This is a genomic window from Sphaerisporangium sp. NPDC051011, from assembly GCF_040653595.1.
Taxonomy (GTDB): domain Bacteria; phylum Actinomycetota; class Actinomycetes; order Streptosporangiales; family Streptosporangiaceae; genus Sphaerisporangium.
Genome location: NZ_JBFAGG010000006.1, coordinates 236,619 through 258,773 on the forward strand (window position 1 = coordinate 236,619; position 22,155 = coordinate 258,773).

Below are 22,155 nucleotides of genomic sequence, written 5' to 3' on the forward strand. Positions count from 1 at the left end.
GGGCGCCTTCCCCGGTCGGGCTGTGCACGCCTGACCGGTCAGCGTCCGGAGGGACGTGCTCAGCGGGCCGACGGCTCCAGTTGCCGGCACCAGGGCACGACGACGATCGGTGAATACCGGGCAGCTCGTTGTGCCTTGATTCTGTGTAACGCACGGGATCGCCAAGCCAATCAGAGACGCTGGTTGCCGAGGTAGGGCCGGCCCGGGGTACAGCGGGGTTGTGCGGCGGACGGTCAGCGTGGGTAGCCCGCCATGCGTTCGAGGCGGGCGACGCGGGCTGCGGTCGACGGGTGGGTGGAGAACAGTCTGCCCACCCCGGCGCCGCGGAACGGGTTTGCGATCATCAGGTGGGACGCCGAGGTCAGACGGCTCTCCTCTGGGAGCGGCAACGAGCGCGCCCCCATCTCGATCTTGCGCAGCGCGGACGCGAGGCCGAGCGGGTCGCCGGTGAGCAGGGCGCCGGACTCGTCGGCCTGGAACTCGCGGGAGCGGGAGATCGCCATCTGGATCATTCCGGCGGCGACCGGCCCGAGGATCATCATCAGCAGCGCCCCGATGAAGCCGGGCCCGTCATCGTCTTCCGAGCCGCCGAAGAACACGGCGATGTAGCTGCAGTACGTGATCATGGTGGCTAGGGCCGCGGCGACCGAGCAGATGAGAATGTCCCGGTTGTACACGTGTGACAGCTCGTGTGCCATCACGCCGCGCAGCTCACGTTCGTCGAGGATCTGCAGGATGCCGTACGTCACGCAGATCGACGCGCGACGCGGGCCGCGACCGGTGGCGAAGGCGTTGGGCTGCATGGTCGGCGAGACGTAGAGGCGGGGCATGGGCTGGCGCGCGTCCGTCGAAAGCTCGCGGACGATGCGGTAGAGGGTGGGCTGCTCGACCTCGCTCACCGGCCGGGCCCGCATGGCGGACAGGGCGATGCGGTCGGAGAAGAAGTAGGCGGCCCCGTTGGCCAGCAGGGCGACCAGGACGGCGAGCTGCACACCACGACCGCCGCCCAGCCATGCTCCGCCCACCAGTATCAACGCGGACAGGGCGCCGAGAAGGACGGCGGTACGCAGGCCGTTGTGGTGCACGCTTCCCCCTTCCGGATGTTGCGCTCACCCCTGGCAACGCTCGTGGCCTGGTCGAACGTTCCCGGTGTAACGGGGCGGGGGCGTCAGCCGGCGGCGGAGAGCACGATCTGAGGTGCCACGGAGAAGGCCAGGGACACGACCAGCGCGACCGCGACGGCGATCACGGCCGGGCGTACGGCGCCGCGTCCGGCCGGCTTCGCGCCGGGGGCGACGGCGGGGGTGAAGAGGCGGGCGGTCCAGGCGATGTAGTAGTACAGGCCGATCACGGTGTTGACGGCCATGACCACGGCCAGCAATCCGTCGCCGCCCCGGACGATCTCGCGGAACACCACGACCTTGGCGAAGAGCCCCGCGAGGCCCGGCGGGAGCCCGGCCAAGCAGATCAGGAAGAAGGCCAGGGCCAGGGCCGAGAAGGGCTCGCGGAAGGCCAGACCGCGGTAGTCCTCCAGCTCGTTACGCTCCCCCGCCTGCCCGGCGGCCATGACGACGGCGAAGGCGCCCACGTTCATCGCCGCATAGATCACCAGATAGGCGATGGACGCCGCGGCGGCGGTCTTCCCGGCCACGCTCAGCGCGGCGAGGATGTACCCGGACTGGGCGACCGACGACCAGGCGAGCAGCCGTACGGCGTGCCGCTGCCGCAGGGCCAGCAGGTTGCCGGCGGTCATGGTGAGCGCCGCCAGCACCGCGACGATCGGCGCCCACAGGCCGGACTGACCCGCGAGCGCGATCGTGAGCACGAGGATGAGCCCCGCGAACCCGGCCGCCTTGCTGATCACCGACAGCAAGGCCGCCACGGGGACGGGCGCGCCCTGGTAGACGTCGGCGGCCCAGAAGTGGAACGGCACGGCGGCGACCTTGAAGGCGAACCCGGCGAGGACTAGCACGACCGCGACGGTGAGCACGCCCGCGGGGACGGCCGTCGCCGGAACGGCGGTCGCGGAGAGGGCCGCCGCGGGGAGCGCGGCGGCGGAGGTCGCGTCCATCGTGACGGGGCCCGCGGCGGTCATCGCGGACAGGGGTGCGTTCAGGCTCGCCGCGATGCGCTCCAGGTGTACCGAGCCGGTCAGGCCGTACAGGAGCGAGACGCCGAAGAGCATGATGGCGGTGGAGACCACCGAGACGAGGAACAGCTTCAGCGCCGCCTCGGACGCGCGCGCGTCGTACCGCTTCAGGGCCGTGAGGGCGAAGACGGGCAGGGAGACGAGCTCCAGCGCGACGACCAGCATGATCAGGTCGCGGGAGGCGGGCAGCGTGACGGCCCCGGTCAGCGCGCACAGCAGCAGGAAGTACCACTCACCGGCGGGGATGGGCCTGGTAGCGGCATGGACGGGGCCGGTACCGGCGGGGGTTGGGCCGACACTTGCAGGGATGGGCCTGGCACTCGCGGGCGTGGGGCCGGTACTCGTGGGGGTGGGGCCGCTACTCGCGGAGGTAGAGCCGGTATTCGCGGGGGTGGGGAGGGACGGGTCGAGGGAGGTTCGTACTGCGTCGGGGGCGGGTGTGCGCGCGAGCTGGGTCATCGAGAGGAGGACGATCACGACCGCCGTGGCGAGGATGACGCCCGCGAAGATCAGCGTGAGGTCGTCCACGACGAACGAGCATGCCGCCGGCTCTTCCCTGGGCCTCAGGGGACCGGCCGGCCGGGCGGGGACGCAGAACGTAGCAAGCCGGACACCTTGGACGGCCTGGGCCGCGACCACCGCGAGGGCGGCGAGCACGCCGGCGAGGGTCACGTACCCGAGCACCGCACGGGTGCCGGGACGGCGGGGCAGGAAGACGTCCAGGAGCAGCACCAGCCCGGCCACCAGCGCCAGGATCAGCGGCGGCGCGATGGCCGCGTAGTCGATCGACTGGATCATCGCACCCCCAGGAATGCCTGCACCGCTGGGTCGGTGAGGGACAGGAGCAGCTTGGGCCAGAGGCCGAGGGCCAGGGTGAGGGCGACCAGGGGCGTCCAGGCGGCCAGCTCGTACGGGGTGAGGTCTCGCGGGCGTCCCGACACGACGGGCGGCCCCGGGGGCACGGTGCCCTTCCCCGCCCCGGCAAGCGACACCTCGCGCTCGAGTTCCGAGGGCAGGCCGTACCCGCCGGACGAGGCAGGTTCGGTGGGCAGGGTGCGTTCGGATGAGTCGGGGGCGGGGGGTGGGAGGGGTTCGCGGGGTTGGACGGGCTCGGTGGGGTGGCCGTGGGTTACTCGGGAGAGCATCACGAGGAAGTAGGCCGCCGTCAGGACGGTGCCCAGGCCGCCGATGGCCATGAAGGTGAGGAAGAGGGGGCGGGGCTGCGTCGGGGCGGGGTGGAAGGCTCCGAGGAGGGCCAGCATCTCGCCCCAGAAGCCGGCGAGGCCGGGGACGCCGAGCGAGGCGACGGCGGCGAAGGTGAGCAGGGAGCCGATGTACGGCAGGCGCGTGAGCAGGCCGCCGCCGAGGCGGGACATCTCGGACGTGCCGTACCGCTCCTTGAGCGCGCCGACGACGAAGAACAGCAGACCCGTGATCAGCCCATGGGCGATATTTCCGAACAAAGCGGCATTGATCCCGACCGGCGTGAGCGTCGCCAGCCCCAGCAGCACGAACCCCATGTGCCCGACCGACGAGTACGCGATCATGCGCTTGAGATCGCGCTGCGCCAGACAGGCCAGCGACCCGTACACGATGCCCGCCACCGCGAACGCGCCCAGCCACGGAGCCACGACGGCGGCCCCCTCGGGCAGGACCGGGATCGCGATGCGCGCGAAGCCGTACGTGCCCATCTTGAGCAGCACGGCCGCTAGCAGCACCGACCCGACCGTCGGCGCCTCGGTGTGCGCGGCGGGGAGCCAGGTGTGCAGCGGCCACATCGGCGCCTTGACCGCCAGCCCGAGCCCGACCGCGAGGAACGCGAGCACCTGCGCGGCGCGCGGGATGCCGGACCCGTGGGCCTCGGCCAGGCGGACCATGTCCAGCGTGCCGGTGTGGACCCAGATCAGCAGCAGACCCAGCAGCAGCACGGCCGAGCCGAGCAGCGTGTAGAGGATGAACTTCACGGCCGCCGGACCGCGCCCCGCCCCGCCCCAGATGGCGATCACGAAGTACATCGGGACGAGCACGATCTCGAAGAAGACGAAGAAGAGCAGCAGGTCGAGCGCCAGGAACGTCCCGATCATCCCGACTTCGAGGATCAGCAGCGTGAAGACCAGCGCCCGGAACCGCCCGCCTTCGGGCCTGTGCCGCGTCAGGTAGACGAAGCAGAGGAACGTCAGCAGCGCGGTCAGCAGGACGAGCGGGAGCGAGATCCCGTCCAGCCCGAGGTGGAAGCGCAGCGCGAGCCCGGGGATCCAGGGACGGTCCACCTGGAACTGCGCCCGCCCGGCTCGTCCGGGGTCGAACGCGACGGCCAGCGCGACCGCCGCCGCCAGCGTCAGCCCCGAGACCGCGGCCCCGTACCAGCGCGGCGGCTCGGCGCGCGTGAGCAGCAGGAGGACGGCCCCCGCCAAGGGCACGGCCAGGAGAACGATCAGCACCGCGCTCATTCCCGCACCACCACCCCCGCTGCCCCAGAGACCCCGGCTCCGTACCGGCGCGGCCGCATCGTACTCGGCGGCGGCGACAATTCCCCGGTCAGCGGGACGGCCGTCATCCCCGGGCCGTCCCAGGCGCTGGCACCGTACGGCTGCGTAAGCATGACACGGGGACGAACCCAGGTCTGGATTGTGATCATTTGAGGACCACCGCCGCGACCGTGATGATCAACAGGCCGGTCAGGATGCCGGTGATGTACAACTGTGCGTTGCCCGTCTGGGTGCGGCGCAGGAGTCCGGAGGCGCCGAGGGCGAGGCGCCCCGAGCCGCGGACCGCGCCGTCGACCACCGTGTCGTCCGTACGCGCGACCGCGCCGGCCAGCCACAGGACCGGGGCCACGAACAGCCGGTGGTACACCGCGTCGACGTGGAACGCCCGTTCGCACGGCCCCCGCAGCGGACCGAGGACGCGCGCGGGGTCGGCCGCCGGGTCGGCGCGCCACGCCGCGTACACCACGCCCGCGCCGAGCAGGGCGACGACGACGCTGGTCACGGCCGTGGGCCACTCCAGCAGGCCCGCGCCGGCGAAGCCGAGCAGCAGCGCGGGAACCGACAGCGCTCCGATGGGCCACAGCATGGACGGCGGGGCCTCGCGGCCGTCGTAGACGTGGGCGACGCCCGGCTCCGGCTCCGGCAGTGACACGTTGTGGACGCGGCTCGGGCCGAAGAACGTGCGCAGCCACGCGCGGGCGGCGTACGCGCCGGTCACGGCGACGGTGAGCAGAGCGCAGCCGTACAGCAGCCACGCGGCGGCGTCCGTGAGGTGCTCCCCCGAGCGGGTGGCGTGCTCGACGGCGGCGAGGACGGCGTCCTTGCTGAAGAAGCCGCTGGCGGGCGGCAACCCGGCGAGCGCGGCGAAGCCGATGGTCATGGCGGGGAAGGTGATCGTCATGGAGCGTCGCAGCCCGCCCATGTCGCTCATCAGGTTCGATCCGACGGCGTGGATCACCGCGCCCGCGCACAGGAACAGCAGCGCCTTGAACGCGCCGTGGGTGACCAGATGGAAGATCGCCGCCTGGTCGGATCCGGCGGCGAGCCCCCCGGCCATGTACGCGAGCTGGCTGATCGTCGAGTACGCCAGCACCCGCTTCAGGTCGTCCTGGGCGAGGGCGGCGAGGGCCGCGCCCAGCATGCCCAGCGAGGCCACGATCGCCAGCGTGTCGAGCGTCGGACGGGCCAGCAGGAACGCGGGGAACAGGCGGGCGACGACGAAGATGCCCGCGGCGACCATCGTCGCGGCGTGGATCAGCGCGCTGATCGGCGTCGGGCCCGCCATCGCGTCCGGCAGCCAGGTGTGCAGCGGCACCTGGGCGCTCTTGCCCGCCACGCCGAGCAGGATCAGCATCGTGGCGGTCACCAGCACGGGGGTGGGCATGTACGCGACCTTGGCGAGCACGTCGTCGACGCGGAAGCTGCCCGCGGCGGTGCCGAGCACGAACAGGCCGAACAGGAAGCCGACGTCGCCGAGGCGGGTGACCAGGAACGCCTTGACCGCCGCCCGCGAGTTCGCGCGGTCCTCCCACCAGTGGCCGATCAGCAGGTAGGAGCACAGGCCCATGACCTCCCAGCCCACGTAGAGGACGATCAGGTCCCCGGCGTAGACGACCAGCAGCATGGCGCTGGTGAAGAGGCTGACGAACGCGCTGTAGGACGGGTAACGCGGCTCGTCGCGCATGTACCCGACCGAGTAGATCTGCACGGCGAGCGCCACGACGGTCACCAGGACGGCCAGCAGCGCGGCCAGTACGTCCAGGCGCAGGCCCACCGTGATGGGGATCCCACCGATGTCGATCACCGTGAGGGAGCCGGTGATGAGGCAGCTCCAGCCGCTGTTCCAGAAGGAGTGACCCGCCGCCGGAGGCGCCGGCGGGCTGAGGCTCCAGACGACGGCGAACAGCCAGATCGCCAGCAGCATGGAGATCAAGGTGGGCAGGACCGCGATCATCGCGGCCCTCCAGTACGCGTTGCGGTCCACCGAGCCGGGAGGGGTGGGCCGCCACGGGCGGCGGGTCAGCAGGAGGCCCGCGGCCGCGGCCAGCAAGGGCAGCAGGACGACGACGGCGGCCGCCTCCAGCTCGTGTCCGGTCATGCCGCGCCGCCCCTCGCCCGCGCGCCCCGCGTCCCGCCCGCGTCCGGCGCATCCTGCGGGTCCGAACCGTCCGAACCGTCCGGCGTGTCGGGGCCGCCGGGGCTGGTCCGGTCGTCCTCGGGCTCCGCGAGGTCGTGGAGCCGGTCGACCGCGACCGTCTGCCGGTTGCGGAACACCGCGAGGACGATCGCCAGGCCCACGCCCAGTTCGGCCGCCGCGATCACGATGACGAACAGCGTCAGCACCTGGCCCCCGTGGAGGGCGTCGCGGAGCCACACGTCGAAGGCGACCAGGTTGATGTTCACCGCGTTCAGCATCAGCTCGACGGACATCAGCACGAGGATCGTGTTGCGCCGGGCCAGCACGCCGTACACGCCTGTCGAGAACAGCAGCGCCGCGAGCACGGCGGGATAGACGACGTGCACGTCAGTCCTTTCCGCCGATGTCGGTGCGGGAGATCACGATGGCGCCGATCAGGGCGGCGAGCAGCAGCACCGACAGCGCCTCGAAGGGCAGCACCCAGTTCCTGAAGATGCTGGCCCCGAGCGGCTTGGCGGCTCCCTCCCCCGGCGTGAGCGGCGCGTACGCGAGGCGGAAGCCGTCGATGACGGTGGTGACGAGGACGGCGGCGGTGGCGAGCGCGACGATCGCGGCCATCACCTTGTTGCCGGAGTTCAGGTCGGCGGACGGGCCGATGGGCGCGCGGGTCAGCATGATGCCGAAGAGCAGGAGCACGACCACGGCCCCGACGTAGATCAACACCTGCACCCAGGCGACGAACTCGGCCGTGAGCACCAGGTAGCAGCCCGCGAGCGCGCCGAACGAGACGACCAGCCACAGGGCCGCGTGGACGATCTGGCGCGTGGTGACGACCAGCAGCGCGGACGCGGCGGCGACCACCCCGAGCAGCAGGAAGACGACCTCCTGCGCCGTGGGGGGCCACAGGGCCGTGGCGGTCACGACCGCCTCGCCGGTCCAGCCGACTCCGGAGGCCCCTCCTCACCCCTCGAACGCGAACCTTCCTCCCGTTCACCGGAGGGGGGCTGAGCCGGGTCGGGCTTCTTCGGGAGGGCACCCGGGGGTCGGATCGCCCGTACGGCGGCTCGGGCGGCGGACTCCGAGGCGGGGGCGCCGGAAGCGGGGGCGGGGGTGCCTGTGGTTGGAGTGGAACCGCCTGACGTGGGAGCAGGGGCGCCTGCGGTGGGGGTGGGGGCGCCGGTGCTGGGCGCTTGGGCACCAGTGGGGGTCGAGGTGCCGGGGCCGGGGCTTGGGCGGGTGGGGGTGGTGCGGGTGGAGGCGGCGAGTTCCTTGGGGGGTTCGGCGTTCGGGTCGTGGGGCGGCGGGATGGGGATGGTCTGGACCCACTCGCCGAGCCTGTCCTTCTCATGGAGAAGGTCGCGGATGTCGTGCTCGGCGTACTCGAACTCGGGCGACCAGAACAGCGCGTCGAATGGGCAGACCTCGATGCAGATGCCGCAGTACATGCACAGCGAGAAGTCGATGGCGAACCGGTCGAGCACGTTGTGCGCGCGGGGGCGCCCGCCCTCAGGGGCCGGGGTCGTCTCCTTGTGGGAGTCGATGTAGATGCACCAGTCGGGGCATTCGCGGGCGCAGAGCATGCAGACCGTGCAGTTCTCTTCGACCAGGGCGATGACGCCGCGGCTGCGCGGGGGCAGCTCGGGCCGGACCTCTGGGTACTGCCGCGTCTCCGACTTGCTGAGCATATGGCGCAGGGTGACGGCCAGCCCCTTCGCCAAGCCTTCTCCTGGTATACCTGCCACGGTTCAACATCATGACGCACATGGGCGTTCTCGTGAATGCGGAGCCCCCCATCGGCTCCCAGTTTTCCTCAATCATCACGATTTCGGGGGACTAGTCGGACATAGCGAGTGGTCCTTGTGGCCGATGCGAGACGTACCGGCGACGCCGTATTGTTCGCGTTATGCACCCGACCAACGGCCACGGGGGCCCGGGATCGGGGCCGCCGGAAGCCCTTCCTCCGGACTCCGACGATCCGAACGGCCCGACCGCTCCCCGGCCCCATCTGAAGGGCCGCCCCCTGCCGGGCCGCGAGCCCCGGACGCCCAAGGACCACCCGGGCTCCGATCACGACCCGGACGCCCGCCCCGGCGAGCCGCGCCTGAAGCACGGCCCCCGTCCCGGGTCCGAGCGCCGCACGCCGTACGACGGCCACCCCACCGAGCGCCGCCGCCCGCCCGCGGGCAGGTCCACGCCGCCGGGCCGCTCCTCCTCCGAAACGCCCCGCCCGCGCCCCGAGCGATCTCCGTACGCCTCGCCGGACGCGGGGGCCGACCCCTTTGGGACGTCACACGGCTTCGGCCCCGGCCTGGCCCCGTACAACCCGCCGGTTCCCGGCCCGTACGGCCCCCCGCACGGGCCGCGGCCGGGACAGCCACCCTTCCCGCCGCCTCCCCCAAACAACACTGCCGCCAGCGTGCTCTGGGCCCTCGCGCCCCTGCTGACCTGCGGCGCCGCCACACCGTTCACCATCGGGTACGCGGCGGCCAAGCTGCGCAGCACGCTGCTCGGCATCAGCGCGGCGCTGTACGCGGCCGGCATGGCGACGTTCGTGCTGACCGTCGCCATGGATGACGTCGGCCCGACGCCCATGATCCTGCAGCTCCTCACGATGCTGGGGACGACCGGAAGCTGGCTCGGCGGGACGATCCACTCGCTGATCATCCGCAAGCGCGTCTTCGACCGGTCGGAGTCGCCGAACGATCACGCCGTGGCCGCCGCCCAGCACCGCCGCCGGCTCCGGCAGGAGGCCCGCGAGCTGGCCGAGCGCGACCCGGTCCTGGCCCGCGAGCTGCGTATCGGGCGGCCCGACCTGCCGCGCCACTACGACGACGGCGGGCTCGTGGACGTCAACCATGTGCCGGTCGAGGTGATCGCCGGGCTGCCCGGCATGACCGCCGACCTCGCGCGGCGCGTCGTCGAGGCGAGGGCGGAGGTCGGCGGGTTCGTCTCGGCCGAGGACGTCTCGATCGCGGTGGACCTGCCGCCGCAGCTCACCCCCGACCTGGTCGAGCTGACGATCTACCTGCCCTGACCTGCCGATCGGGCGCGCGGGCGGTGGTCTCGGCTGCATAAACCGTGCCCACAAAACCTGCGCAGCGCCCTCTATCTCCGTATTCTTCGCGATATGCAGCCAGCACGGCCCTCACAGTCCACCCTCGCGATCAGCATCCTCTGGGCCCTGGCTCCCCTCTTCACCTGCGGCCTGGCGACGCCCTTCACGATCGGGTACGCGGCCTACCGCAGGCGCGCCCCGATGCTGGCGGTCGCGGCGCTGCTGTACTTCCTCGGCCTCTTCGTGATGTTCGCGGTCATCGTCGTCTACAACAACGCGCCGTCCTACCCGGACGGGCCGGCCATCCTCGTCGTGGTCGGGCTGTTCACCAACTGGATCGGCGGGCCCATCCACTCCCTGGCGATCCGCTCGACGGTCTTCGCGCCTCGCCCGGCCGGGCACGGGTACGCCCCGCCGCCGCACGCCTACCGGCAGGCGCCGTACGCCGCGCCGTACCCGGCCCCGCCCGCGCCTCCCGCGTACGCGCACCGGCCCCAGCACCAGCACCCGCCCCAGCACCGGCCTCACGACCGGTTCCAGAACGGGCCGCGCGACCAGCCGCCGCAGGGCCAATTACCGCCGCCCAGGCCCGCACACCACCCTGTGGACCGCATGCCCCCGCACCAGCCTGTGGACCGGACGCCCCAGCACCGCCCGGTGGACCGGACGTCCGTCCTGCCCCCGGAGCAGCACGACGGACATGTCCGTCATCCCGTGGACCGGACGCCGCCGGGGCCCGCGCACCGGCCGGCCGACCAGACGCCGAGCATCCCGGGCGGCTCGCGTCTGCGGTACCACCAGGACACCGCGCCGAGCGGCCTGGGCGGCGGCACGCCAGGCGGTCCGGGCCGGGGCTCGACGCTTCCCGTCTCGGCGCCGGGGCCCCTGCCCGCGGGCGAGCCGGACCACGTCGGGCGCTACCGCCTGATCGGCAGCCTCGGCCAGGGCGGCCAGGGGGCCGTCTACCTCGGCGAGACCCCCGAGGGCACGCAGGTCGCGATCAAGGTGCTGCACGCGCGGCTGGCCGCTGAGGCCGGGGCACGGCAGCGGTTCCTGCGCGAGGTCGAGGCGGCCAGGCGTGTCGCGCCGTTCTCCACCGCGCGCGTGATCGACGCGGGCCTGGCGGACGAGCGCCCGTTCATCGTCAGCGAGTACGTCGAGGGCTGCTCGCTGGAGCAGCTCGTACGCGAGCAGGGCCCGCGCGGCCACGACGGGCTGGTACGGCTGGCTCTCGGGACGGCGGGCGCGCTGGCGGCGATCCACAAGGCGGGCATCGTCCACCGGGACTTCAAGCCGAGCAACGTGCTGATCGGGGCGGACGGGCCGCGGGTGGTCGACTTCGGCATCGCCCGCGTGGTCGACCAGGCGACCGCGACCTCCAGCGGCGTGGTGGGCACCCCGGCCTACATGTCGCCGGAGCAGGTGGCGGGCGAGCGGGTCGGGCCGGAGTCCGACGTGTTCAGCTGGGCGGCGACGATGGTCTTCGCCGCGACGGGCCGCCCGGCGTTCGGCGAGGACAACATCGCGGCCGTGCTGAACCGCATCTTCACCGCGCACCCGGACCTGTCCGCGCTGCCCGGCTCGCTGGCGAAGGTGGTGGGCTCGTGCCTGGCGAAGCGGCCGGATGGGCGGCCGTCGGCGTCCGACGTGATGCTCGCCATCGTGCACTGACCACGCGTTCGCCGCGCGGATGGACGCCCACCGGCGCGGCGGCTTGGGCGAGTGACCGGCTGGATCGGAGCCCGGCACGGGCGGCGACAGGCCGGACGAAAATCACACCACTGAAACCCGCTGGGCGGTAAGAATGACGGAAACCGCGATGAAAGGGGTCCGGCAATGGCGCGACGGGTAGTGGTGTCCGGTGGAGGAACCGGCATCGGCCTGGCGACGGCGGCGGCCTTCGCCGCGGACGGCGACCAGGTCGTCATCATCGGCCGCCGCACCGAGGTCCTCAAGGAGGCTGCCGACAAGCTCAACACCGCCCACGGCGCCGACCTGGTCTCCTTCACCACCGCCGACCTGAGCGACGCGGCGCAGGCGCAGGCCGCGGTGGAGTCCGTCGCCCTGCACAGCCCGGTGGACGTCATCGTCACGAACGCGGGCGGGAACGTCGCGTGGGGCGACGACGGCACGCCCGCGGGGGTCGCGGAGGGGTACCGCGCGAACTTCGAGGCCAACGTCATCACGGCCGTGCTGCTCACCGAGGGCCTGCTGCCCTACCTGCGGCGGCCGGGCGGGCGCGTCGTCCACCTGTCGTCGATCGCGGCGGTGCGCGGGCCCGGCTCCTACGGCGGCGCCAAGGCCGCCCTGCACGCCTACACCTACGAGCTGGCCCAGCGCCTCGGCGCCGACGGCGTCACGGTCAACGCCGTGGCCCCGGGGTACGTCGAGGACACCGAGTTCTTCGGCGGGCGCGCGACGCCGGAGTTCGTCAAGTCACGCGTCGACCAGACGCTGGTCGGCAGGCCGGGCACGCCCGCCGAGATCGCGGCCGCGGTCAAGTACCTCGCCTCGCCGGAGGCGGGCTACCTCACCGGGCAGATCCTGCACATCAACGGCGGCGCGATGCTCGGGCGGTGACGCTCAGCCCGCGAGGACCTTCACGACGCCGGTGAGGGCGAGCTGGAACAGCGCCAGCGGCACCAGGCCGACCCAGGCGAGCTTCTGTAGCTGGTCGGCCCGCAGGCGGGGGAAGCTGACGCGGATCCAGATCACCACGAAGGCCAGCGCGAAGATCTTGATCAGCGTCCAGACCGGCCCGGGCAGCAGCGGGCCGTTCCACCCGCCGAGGAACAGGACGGTCGTCAGCGCCGAGACCACCACGATGCCGACGTACTCCGCGAGCATGAACAACGCAAAGCGGATGCCGGTGTACTCGGTCATCGGCCCCATGATGATCTCGGAGTCGGCGATCGGCATGTCGAACGGCGGCCGGCGCAGCTCGGCGAGGCCCGCGACGAAGAACACCACCGCGCCGACTGCCTGCCACGGCAGCCACCACCACCGCCAGGCCTCCACGATGCCCGGCAGCGACAGCGTTCCCGCCGCCATGGCCACCGACGAGGCGGCCAGCACCAGCGGCAGCTCGTACGACATGAGCTGCGCCGCCGCGCGCATGCCGCCGAGCACGGAGTACTTGTTGGCGGACGACCACCCGGCCATGATCGAGCCGAGCACGCCGACGCCCATGACGGCGAGGACGAAGAACAGGCCGACGTCGAGGTCGGCGCCGAACAGGCCCGGCCCGACCGGTATGACGATCATGACGATCAGGTAGGGCAGCAGCCCGACGGCCGGGGCCAGCGCGAACACGCGGCGGTCGGCCGCCGCCGGGATCACGTCCTCCTTCTGGACGAACTTCACGCCGTCGGCGATGAGCTGCGCCCAGCCGTGGAAGCCGCCCGCGTACATCGGGCCGAGGCGGGACTGCATGTGCGCCATGGCCTTGTGCTCGGTCTGCCCGACGATCAGCGGCAGCGTCAGGAACGCGATCACGATCACGACGAGGCGCAGCGCGACGTCGAGCACCTCAGCCATCGGCGTCCCTCCCTGGCTGGTCGCGGCGTACGGCGCGCGGGCCGCGCGTGGGCGGGGGCGTGGGAGGCGTGGAAGGCGTGGCCGCCTGCGGGCCCCAGGCGGCGGGCACGCCCGGCGGCAGCGTCTTGCGGCGGCTCGGCGAGCCCTGCCCGGACTCGCCGGGCTCCTTGGCGCCGGGCCACGGCTTGGCGACCCGCGAGGCGAGGATGAAGTCCTTGCGCAGGGGGTGGCCCTCGAAGCCCTCGGGCAGCAGCAGCGACTCCAGGTGCGGGTGCCCCTCGAAGATCACGCCGAACATCTCGAACGTCTCGCGCTCGTGCCAGTCGGCGCCCCGGTAGACGCCGGTCGCGCTCGGCAGAACGGGGGCCTCGCGGGGGACGCGGGTGCGCAGCAGCAGGTGGGCGTGCCGGACGGGGTCGAAGACGTGGGCGACCACCTCGAAGGAGCCGGGCGGGTCGTCCACGCCGGTCAGCCAGTCGAAGAACGCGCAGCCGAGGTCGTCGCGGGCGAACGTCAGCAGGTCGAGCCAGTCGCCGGGCGCGACGTCGACGGTGATCTCGCCGAAGGACTCGGAGATCTCGGCACGGGCGCCGTAGCGCTCCTCGATGGCGGCCCTCACCCGCGCACGTCCTCGGCCTGGACGGTGTAGCGCTCGCCGAGCGACTCGGCGGCGATCCGCTCCTGGAGCTTCATGATGCCGTGCAACAGGGCCTCGGGCCTCGGCGGGCAGCCGGGCACGTACACGTCGACCGGGATGATCTGGTCCACCCCTTTGGTCACGCAGTAGGAGTCCCAGTACGGGCCGCCGCAGTTGGAGCAGGCGCCGAAGGAGATGACGTACTTGGGGTCGGGCATCTGCTCGTAGAGGCGCTTGACGGCGGGGGCCATCTTGTCGGTGACGGTGCCCGACACGATCATCAGGTCGGCCTGCCGCGGCCCGTTGGCGAAGGGGATCACCCCGAAGCGGATGAAGTCGTGGCGGCTCATCGAGGTCGCGATGAACTCGATGGCGCAGCAGGCCAGCCCGAAGTTGAACACCCACAGCGAGTAGCGCCTCCCCCAGTTGAGGATGAAGCGCATGGGCTTGGGCGCGAGCCGGGACACCGGCCCGACCGTCGGCATGGGGAGATCTCGGGCTGCCATGGCAGGCATTCTCCCTTCTTCCGGCCCTTCCGGCTGCTCTGGGCGGGCTCTCTCTATGCGGGCTCTATGCGGGCTCTGGGCGAGCTCTGTGCGGGCGGTCTACGTCCAGGCGAGGACGCGCTTGCGCCAGGCGTACAGGATGCCGAGCGCGATGAACGCCAGGAAGACGAACATCTCGACCAGTGTGGTCATGCCGAAGCCCGGCGCGGCGAAGACCGTCGCCCAGGGGAACAGGAACACCGCGTCGACGGCGAAGACGACGTAGAGATAGGTGAAGACGTAGTAGCGGATCTGCGACTGCGCCCATCCCTCGCCGACCGGGTCGACCCCGCACTCGTAGGTGGTGAGCTTCTCCGGGGTGGGACGGTGGGGCCGGAGCAGCCGGTTGGCGAGCAGCGCGCCGCCGAAGATGGCGAGGCCGATCGCGAACAGCACGGCGACGACCGCGTAGGAACCGAAATATCCGTCCATGCAGCCTCCTGCCTGGCCACCGCGCCGGCACGCGCCGCCCCGGCGTGATCGGTGACCTCGTGCCGTTGTCGACGCGCTCCCCGGCCTGAGGGCCCGGGATCAGCCCATGCCGTCGGCGCTTCTGTGGCTTCCCGCTTCACCGACCTGGGCCATCGGAGTGGTCTTACCACGTCTCCACGGGCTTGTGAACCTCGCGGCTCCGTTCCCGCCGGTCCGGCGGCACCTGACGTCGATCAACGTACCGGCCGTCGTCGCCATCCGTCACCCTCGGGTTACCCATCGCGGTCAAAGGGCACGCGCCAATCACACCAAATAGCGGTAAATACCCGTATTGCCCGCCTAGTCTGGCAGCCATGTCGCGCTCCCTGCTCGCCGGAGCGACCGCCCTCACCCTGGCCCTTGTCTCCGGTTGCGGCATGTCCCTTTCCCTGCCGTCCAGGGACGGACCCACGACGCTGCCCGCGCAACCCACGACGATCAACTTCGTCGACCCCTCGACGGTCCCCGGGCTCACGATCCGCACGATCTCCGACGACTCGGCGAGGACGAAACGGGCCTTCGCCAGCTATCCCGTGCCCCCCGACGCCCCCGCGCTCGCCGCCAGGCTCCAGAAGCTGACCGACGAGGCCCTGCGCCGGTACGACCGCCGGCCCACCACCCCCTCCCCCGGCCACGTCACCGCGTCCCCGGGCGCCGCGCCCTCGGAGCTCAACATCGGCTGGCAGATCACGGCCGCCTCCGACGGCGTGTTCGGCGTGCGCCTGCGCACGGGCGCGCTGACCGGCGGCGCCTGGCGCAACTCCCTGGACACGGTCTGGTACGACCAGACCACCCGCCGCGTCCACAACTCCTCCGACCTGCTCAAGGACCAGAAGGCCCTGGGCACCCTGGCGGCCCTCGTCAAGAACCGCCTGTGGAAGCTCGGGGCGGGCGTCCGTCCCGACGCGATCGGCCCGGACGGCGCGATGTTCGACTCGATCAACTTCAACCCCCACGGCGATCTCGTGGCCGAGTTCGACGACGACCAGGTCGCGTCAGGGCGCATGGGACGGATCGCGGTCGCCATCCCCATGAACGAGGCCAAGCCGCTCCTGTCCGGGTTCGGCGCCAGGGTCATGCACGCCGTCGACTCCGCCACCCCGGACACTCTGCCCGACACACCGCCCCCGCAGGCCACGCCCACCCCGGGCCTGCAGAGCCCGGAGGGCGCGAGCGCCGACTGCTCCATCACGCGCTGCGTCGCCCTGACCTTCGACGACGGCCCGGGCGGGGCCACCGAGCGGCTGATGGCGATCCTCGCCGAGTACCGCGCCCGCGCCACCTTCTTCACCGTCGGGCAGAACGCCGAGGCCCGTCCCGACCTGCTGCGCCGCCTGTCCGCCGCCGGCCACCTGGTCGCCGGCCATTCCTGGTCCCACCGTGACCTCGACAGCCTGAACATCCGCCAGATCTCCGACGAGCTGGGACGCACGCAGATCGCGATCGGCGCCGCCACCGGCCGCACCCCCGGCCTGATGCGCGCGCCGTACGGCCATGTCACCGACAAGGTGATCATCGCCGCGCGGGCGCTCGGGCTCTCGATCGTCGGCTGGAACGTCGACACCGCCGACGCCCGCGACGACGACCCCGCCGCCGTCACCCGGCGCGCCGTGGACGGGGTGCGGCCGGGCGCGGTCGTCCTCATGCACGAGTGCGGCAGGGCGACCCTGCGGGCCCTGCCGCGGATCCTGAGCGCCCTGGCGGCCCGGGGGTACGCGTTCGTCACGGTCCCGGAGCTGTACGCGTCATCGGGGATGCTGCCGGGACACATCTACACCGAGGGGGCGAAACCGGCGCGCCTGGACGGCTGAGCCCCTGGTGAACACCACACGTAGTGCCCACGACCCTGCGACGAAGTCCGCTCCCGCTCCCGCCACGCGGGGCGGGGGTGACGTACGACACTCCGAGCGATCCGGAGCGGGGACATATAGTTAGTCATCGTGACCCGACACGCTCTCTACTCGCGGCTGCACATTGATCTGTGCCGGCTCGCCTCCGGGCTGTGTACCCGAGAGCGGTTTCCGGTCGTGACCATGCTTTCCGGGCTCACATGGCCTCCGGGGCTCTCCGGCTTCCCGGACCCCCCGGCAGTGGTCACCTGCCGCGTACCGACCTGAGCCGCCCCCGGTTCCGTCTACCGCGCGTCACCGGCCCGACCACCGATGACCTGGGCAACTCCGGTCCCGCCGAGAGATCAGCGCCGTCACAGGGACGCAGGTCACGCCCTGTCCGACGCGCATGCGTAAATAAGCCCGCGCAGCCCCAAGGGATCTAGCATGGAAATGTACACGTGCCACGAGCGACGGCGCCCTGACGCGTCGAGGAGGACCGAGCTGTGACAAAGCAGGTTCAGCAACTCGACCGGGTGATCATCCGCTTCGCGGGCGACTCCGGCGATGGCATGCAGCTGACCGGAGACCGCTTCACGGCGGAGACCGCGCAGTTCGGCAACGACCTGTCGACGCTCCCCAACTTCCCGGCCGAGATCCGCGCCCCCGCGGGCACGCTCCCCGGCGTGTCGAGCTTCCAGCTGCACTTCGCCGACCACGACATCCTCACGCCGGGCGACGCCCCGAACGTCCTGGTCGCGATGAACCCGGCGGCGCTGAAGGCCAACCTCGGCGACCTGCCCCGCGGCGCCGACATCATCGTCAACACCGACGAGTTCACCAAGCGCAACCTGCAGAAGGTCGGGTACGACGGCAGCCCCGTCGAGGACGGCTCGCTCGGCGAGTGGCGCGTGCACGCCGTCCCGCTCACGTCGCTGACGGTCAAGGCCCTCGAAGGCTTCGACATCTCGAAGAAGGACGCCGAGCGGGCGAAGAACATGTTCGCGCTCGGCCTGCTGTCCTGGCTCTACCACCGGCCGACCGAGGCGACGATCAAGTTCCTCGAGGCAAAGTTCGCCAAGAAGCCCGACATCGCCAAGGCGAACATCGCGGCCTTCCAGGCGGGGTGGAACTACGGCGAGACCACCGAGTCGTTCTCGGTGTCGTACGAGATCAAGCCCGCCAAGCTGGCCCCGGGGCTCTACCGCAACATCTCGGGAAACCAGGCCCTCGCCTACGGCCTGATCGCCGCGTCCGTGCAGTCGAAGCTGCCGCTGTTCCTCGGGTCCTACCCGATCACCCCGGCGTCCGACATCCTGCACGAGCTGTCCAAGCACAAGCGGTTCGGCATCCGCACCTTCCAGGCCGAGGACGAGATCGCGGGCGTGGGCGCCGCGCTCGGCGCGTCCTTCGGCGGCGCGCTCGGCGTGACCACCACCTCGGGGCCGGGCGTGGCCCTGAAGGCGGAGACGGTCGGCCTGGCGGTCGCCACCGAACTGCCTCTGCTGGTGATCGACGTCCAGCGCGCCGGCCCGTCCACGGGCATGCCGACCAAGACCGAGCAGACCGACCTGCTGATGGCCATGTACGGCCGCAACGGAGAGTCGCCGCTGCCGATCATCGCGCCCTCCACCCCGTCGGACTGCTTCGACGCCGCGCTGGAGGCCGCCCGCCTCGCGGTGAAGTACCGCACGCCGGTCATGCTCCTGTCCGACGGCTACCTCGCCAACGGCTCCGAGCCGTGGCGGCTGCCCGAGATCAGCGAGCTGCCCGACATCTCGGTCGAGTTCACCACGACGCCGAACGGCGACGACGGCGAGACCTACCTGCCGTTCCGGCGCGACCCGGAGACGCTGGCCCGGCCGTGGGCCGTCCCGGGCACGCCCGGCCTGGAGCACCGCATCGGCGGCATCGAGAAGGCCGACGGCTCGGGCAACATCTCCTACGACCCGAACAACCACGACCGAATGGTCCGGCTCCGCCAGGCGAAGATCGACGGCATCGCGCAGGACATCCCGCCGCTGGAGGTCGACGACCCCGACGGCGACGCGCGTGTGCTGGTCGTCGGCTGGGGATCGACGTACGGCCCCATCGCGGCGGCCGTGCGGCGGGTGCGCAGAACCGGCGCGAAGGTCGCCCAGGCGCACATCCGCCATCTCAACCCTCTTCCGGCCAACACCGGCGAGGTCCTGCGCGCGTACGACAAGGTGCTGCTGCCCGAGATCAACCTCGGCCAGCTCGCGCTGCTGCTGCGTGCGCGGTTCCTGGTCGACATCATCAGTTACAACCGCGTACGCGGTCTTCCCTTCAAGGCCGAGGAGCTGGCCGGAGTGATCCAGGACGTGATCGACAGTGAGTGATATCGCGACCAACGGGCACATCACGGTTCCGAACGGGGGCACCGGGCTCACGCTCATCCCCCGGGCGACCGAGAAGCAGACGATGAAGGACTTCAAGAGCGACCAGGAGGTGCGCTGGTGCCCCGGGTGCGGCGACTACGCCATCCTGGCCGCCGTGCAGAGCTTCCTGCCGGAGCTCGGGCTCAAGCGCGAGAACATCGTGTTCGTCTCGGGCATCGGCTGCTCCTCCCGGTTCCCGTACTACCTGAACACCTACGGCTTCCACTCGATCCACGGCCGGGCCCCGGCGATCGCCACGGGCCTCGCCGCCTCGCGTCCCGACCTGTCGGTGTGGGTGATCACCGGTGACGGCGACGCGCTGTCGATCGGCGGCAACCATCTGATCCACGCGCTGCGCCGCAACGTCAACCTCAACATCCTGCTGTTCAACAACAGGATCTACGGGCTGACGAAGGGCCAATACTCCCCAACGTCCGAGGTCGGCAAGATCACGAAGTCGACGCCGATGGGCTCGCTGGACAAGCCGTTCAACCCGATCTCGCTGGCCCTCGGCGCCGAGGCGAGCTTCGTGGCCCGCACGCTCGACTCCGACCGCAAGCACCTGCAGTCGGTGCTGCGCGAGGCGGCGGCCCACCGGGGCACGAGCCTGGTCGAGATCTACCAGAACTGCAACATCTTCAACGACGGCGCGTTCGACCAGCTCAAGGACCCTGAGGTGCGCGACGACATCACGCTGCGCCTGGAGCACGGGCAGCCGATCGTCTCCGCCTCCAAGGCCGCGCGCCGCGCCCCGGGCGGGGCCATCGAGGTCGTCGACCGCGCCTCGGTGCCCGAGTCGGAGATCCTCGTCCACGACGCGCACGACCCCGACCCGTCGGTGGCCTTCGCGCTGTCCCGGCTGGACGAGCCGGCGTTCGAGCACGTGCCGATCGGGGTCTTCCGCTCGGTCGTCCGGCCCTCCTACGACTCGCTGATGGCCGAGCAGTTGGAGGAGTCCGTCGCCCAGCGCGGCCCCGGCGACCTCGCCGACCTGCTGCGCGGCGGCGACACCTGGGCCGTGAGCTGACCGTTTCCACCTGGACGCCCTCCGCGGATCTTCGCGGGGGGCGTTTCCGTTGGCATGAGCACCCCTGAACAAACATCTGATATGCGTATTTGATACGCTCGGCGCATGCGGCTGACGAAGTTCACCGACCTGGCGTTGCGTGTCACGATGCGGCTGGCGGCCGTCGCGGACGAGACCGCGCCGACCTCCAAGGAGGTCGCCGCGTCGGTGGCCGCCCCGTACACCCACGTCGCGAAGGCGGTGAGCCGGCTGCAGCACCTCGGCGTGCTGGAGGCCAGGCGCGGGCGCGGCGGCGGGCTGGAGATCACCGCCGCGGGCCGGCAGGCCTCCGTCGGCTGGCTGGTGCGCGAGCTCGAGGGCGCGGGTGACGTGGTCGGCTGCGAGGACTCGCCCCCCTGCCCGCTGCGCGGGGCCTGCCGGTTGCGCGCCGCGCTGCGCGACGCCCAGGAGGCGTTCTACGCGGCCCTCGACCCGCTGACCGTGCGGGACCTCGTCGGCGATCCGGCCCGTCCGGGGCTGGTGCGCCTGTTCGTCTCCTCGTCCACCTGACCCGGCCCGGTCCGTCCGGGGCGCGTCACGACCTTAAATACGAATTCAAGATGCAAATTCAGGAGCCTCATATGCTGTCAGAGAAGTCCGCCACCGTCGTCCGCGCGACCCTGCCGGTGCTGGCCGGCACGATCGACCGGATCACCCCGGTCTTCTACGGGAGGATGTTCGCCGCCTCCCCCGGCCTGCTGCGCGACCTGTTCAACCGCGGCAACCAGGCGAACGACACCCAGGCCCGCGCGCTCGGGCGCTCCATCGTCGCCTTCGCCGCCATGCTCACCGACGGGCTCACCGACGGGCTCACCGGCGGGCTCACCGGCGACCCCGGGCAGGGCCCCGAGGAACTCCTCTCCCGCATCGCCCACAAGCACGTCTCGCTGGGCGTCACCCCGGACCAGTACACGATCGTCCACCGGCATCTGTTCGAGGCGATCGCCGAGGTGCTCGGCGACGCGGTCACCGGCGAGGTCGCCGCCGCGTGGGACGAGGTGTACTGGCTGATGGCCGGGGCCCTGATCGCCCAGGAGTCCGCGCTGTACACCCGGGCGGGGATCACCCGCGGCGAGGTCTGGCGGCCCTGGCGGGTGACCGCCCGGATCGAGGAGACCCCCGATGTCGCGACCTTCACGCTGCGCCCCGCCGGCGACGGCGCGCCGCTTCCGTTCCGGCCCGGCCAGTACGTCTCGGTGCGGGTGGAGCTGCCCGACGGCGCGCGGCAGATCCGGCAGTACAGCCTGTCGTGCGCTCCCGGCGGCGACGAGCTGCGGATCTCGGTGAAGCGGGTCGAGGGCACCCCGGACGGCGAGGTGTCGAACCACCTGCACGCCGAGGTCCGCGAGGGCGACGTGCTGGACGTGAGCGTCCCCTGCGGCGAGGTGGTGCTGCACGACGAGGACTCCCCGGTGCTGCTCGCCTCCGCCGGAATCGGCTGCACCCCGATGATCAGCATGCTGGCCCACCTGTCCGCCACGGGCACCACCCGCCCGGTGACGGTCGTCCACGCCGACCGCTCGCAGCGGACCCATCCGCTGCGCGCCGAGCTCGGCCTGCTCACCGCGCGGATCCCGCAGGCGGTCACGCACATCTGGTACGAGACCCCCGAGGGCCCGTGGCCGGCCGAGCGGACCGGGCTCGCCGACCTGTCCGGCATCGACCTCCTCGACGGAACCCGCGCCTACCTGTGCGGGCCGGTGCCGTTCATGCGCGCGGCGCGGGAGCAGCTCCTGCGGCGCGGCGTCCCCGGCTCCCGGGTCCACTACGAGGTGTTCGGCCCCGACCTCGGCCTCGGCGACGAGGCGCGCGCCCCCGAGGCCGCCTGAGCGCACGCCCCC

19 protein-coding genes and 1 pseudogene are annotated in these 22,155 nt (G+C 71.8%); 9 read left to right on the forward strand and 11 right to left on the reverse strand.

Translation table 11 applies throughout. The features are described 5' to 3' along the window. Positions 1-233: 233 nt before the first annotated feature. The 7 genes and pseudogenes from htpX to AB0H21_RS16295 form a co-directional block, all read right to left on the reverse strand. Positions 234-1,085 carry a zinc metalloprotease HtpX gene (htpX, locus tag AB0H21_RS16265; RefSeq protein WP_358516906.1) on the reverse strand — a complete coding sequence of 284 codons (852 nt, stop codon included), beginning with the start codon at positions 1,083-1,085 and terminating at the stop codon, positions 234-236. Positions 1,086-1,168: 83 nt separating this feature from the next. Next, positions 1,169-2,947, reverse strand: a complete 1,779-nt coding sequence (locus AB0H21_RS16270) for a proton-conducting transporter membrane subunit (protein WP_358516908.1) — start codon at positions 2,945-2,947, stop codon at positions 1,169-1,171. Then, positions 2,944-4,599 carry an NADH-quinone oxidoreductase subunit M gene (locus AB0H21_RS16275; protein ID WP_358516910.1) on the reverse strand — a complete coding sequence of 552 codons (1,656 nt, stop codon included), beginning with the start codon at positions 4,597-4,599 and terminating at the stop codon, positions 2,944-2,946. Before AB0H21_RS16275 ends, AB0H21_RS16270 begins: the two co-directional genes overlap by 4 nt. 184 nt (positions 4,600-4,783) lie before the next feature. Beyond that, on the reverse strand, positions 4,784-6,736 hold the full coding sequence (locus AB0H21_RS16280; protein WP_358516912.1) for an NADH-quinone oxidoreductase subunit L: 1,953 nt from the start codon (positions 6,734-6,736) through the stop codon (positions 4,784-4,786). Positions 6,737-6,864: 128 nt separating this feature from the next. Further along, positions 6,865-7,161 (reverse strand): annotated as a pseudogene (gene nuoK, locus AB0H21_RS16285) (NADH-quinone oxidoreductase subunit NuoK); the annotation flags it as partial. A gap of 1 nt (position 7,162) precedes the next feature. After that, positions 7,163-7,696, reverse strand: coding sequence for an NADH-quinone oxidoreductase subunit J (locus AB0H21_RS16290; RefSeq protein ID WP_358516914.1), 534 nt, complete (start codon positions 7,694-7,696; stop codon positions 7,163-7,165). Continuing rightward, positions 7,693-8,493 carry a 4Fe-4S binding protein gene (locus AB0H21_RS16295; protein ID WP_358516916.1) on the reverse strand — a complete coding sequence of 267 codons (801 nt, stop codon included), beginning with the start codon at positions 8,491-8,493 and terminating at the stop codon, positions 7,693-7,695. The genes AB0H21_RS16290 and AB0H21_RS16295 overlap by 4 nt, the downstream gene beginning before the upstream one ends. Positions 8,494-8,678: 185 nt before the next feature. Here AB0H21_RS16295 and AB0H21_RS16300 point away from each other — a divergent pair, with 185 nt between their 5' ends. From AB0H21_RS16300 to AB0H21_RS16310, 3 genes are all read left to right on the forward strand, one after another. Beyond that, a complete protein-coding gene (locus AB0H21_RS16300) occupies positions 8,679-9,809 on the forward strand; it encodes a hypothetical protein (RefSeq protein WP_358516917.1) in 1,131 nt (376 codons plus the stop codon). Positions 9,810-9,902: 93 nt separating this feature from the next. Then, on the forward strand, positions 9,903-11,501 hold the full coding sequence (locus AB0H21_RS16305) for a serine/threonine-protein kinase (protein ID WP_358516919.1): 1,599 nt from the start codon (positions 9,903-9,905) through the stop codon (positions 11,499-11,501). Between the two features lie 165 nt (positions 11,502-11,666). Next, positions 11,667-12,410, forward strand: a complete 744-nt coding sequence (locus AB0H21_RS16310) for an SDR family oxidoreductase (protein ID WP_358516921.1) — start codon at positions 11,667-11,669, stop codon at positions 12,408-12,410. A gap of 3 nt (positions 12,411-12,413) precedes the next feature. Here the strand turns inward: AB0H21_RS16310 and nuoH are convergent, their stop codons facing one another. From nuoH to ndhC, 4 genes are all read right to left on the reverse strand, one after another. Beyond that, positions 12,414-13,367, reverse strand: a complete 954-nt coding sequence (gene nuoH, locus AB0H21_RS16315; RefSeq protein WP_358516922.1) for an NADH-quinone oxidoreductase subunit NuoH — start codon at positions 13,365-13,367, stop codon at positions 12,414-12,416. Then, positions 13,360-13,986 (reverse strand): NADH-quinone oxidoreductase subunit C, encoded by a 627-nt coding sequence (locus AB0H21_RS16320; RefSeq protein WP_358516924.1) that lies wholly within the window; start codon positions 13,984-13,986, stop codon positions 13,360-13,362. The genes nuoH and AB0H21_RS16320 overlap by 8 nt, the downstream gene beginning before the upstream one ends. Continuing rightward, on the reverse strand, positions 13,983-14,447 hold the full coding sequence (locus AB0H21_RS16325; protein ID WP_358517310.1) for an NADH-quinone oxidoreductase subunit B family protein: 465 nt from the start codon (positions 14,445-14,447) through the stop codon (positions 13,983-13,985). The genes AB0H21_RS16320 and AB0H21_RS16325 overlap by 4 nt, the downstream gene beginning before the upstream one ends. 162 nt (positions 14,448-14,609) lie before the next feature. After that, positions 14,610-14,981, reverse strand: coding sequence for an NADH-quinone oxidoreductase subunit A (ndhC, locus tag AB0H21_RS16330; RefSeq protein ID WP_358516926.1), 372 nt, complete (start codon positions 14,979-14,981; stop codon positions 14,610-14,612). A gap of 353 nt (positions 14,982-15,334) precedes the next feature. Between ndhC and AB0H21_RS16335 the strand changes: the two genes are divergently transcribed. The 6 genes from AB0H21_RS16335 to AB0H21_RS16360 all read left to right on the forward strand — a co-directional run bounded on the left by AB0H21_RS16335 (position 15,335) and on the right by AB0H21_RS16360 (position 22,143). Continuing rightward, positions 15,335-16,831 carry a polysaccharide deacetylase family protein gene (locus tag AB0H21_RS16335; RefSeq protein WP_358516928.1) on the forward strand — a complete coding sequence of 499 codons (1,497 nt, stop codon included), beginning with the start codon at positions 15,335-15,337 and terminating at the stop codon, positions 16,829-16,831. Positions 16,832-16,960: 129 nt separating this feature from the next. Beyond that, on the forward strand, positions 16,961-17,137 hold the full coding sequence (locus AB0H21_RS16340; protein WP_358516930.1) for a putative leader peptide: 177 nt from the start codon (positions 16,961-16,963) through the stop codon (positions 17,135-17,137). Between the two features lie 218 nt (positions 17,138-17,355). Continuing rightward, positions 17,356-19,209: a 2-oxoacid:acceptor oxidoreductase subunit alpha gene (locus AB0H21_RS16345; protein ID WP_358516932.1), complete on the forward strand. Its 1,854-nt coding sequence runs from the start codon at positions 17,356-17,358 to the stop codon at positions 19,207-19,209. After that, positions 19,202-20,275, forward strand: a complete 1,074-nt coding sequence (locus tag AB0H21_RS16350; RefSeq protein WP_358516933.1) for a 2-oxoacid:ferredoxin oxidoreductase subunit beta — start codon at positions 19,202-19,204, stop codon at positions 20,273-20,275. The genes AB0H21_RS16345 and AB0H21_RS16350 overlap by 8 nt, the downstream gene beginning before the upstream one ends. A gap of 105 nt (positions 20,276-20,380) precedes the next feature. Continuing rightward, positions 20,381-20,824: an Rrf2 family transcriptional regulator gene (locus tag AB0H21_RS16355; RefSeq protein ID WP_358516935.1), complete on the forward strand. Its 444-nt coding sequence runs from the start codon at positions 20,381-20,383 to the stop codon at positions 20,822-20,824. A gap of 71 nt (positions 20,825-20,895) precedes the next feature. After that, positions 20,896-22,143, forward strand: coding sequence for a globin domain-containing protein (locus tag AB0H21_RS16360; RefSeq protein ID WP_358516936.1), 1,248 nt, complete (start codon positions 20,896-20,898; stop codon positions 22,141-22,143). The last annotated feature ends 12 nt before the right edge of the window (positions 22,144-22,155 follow it).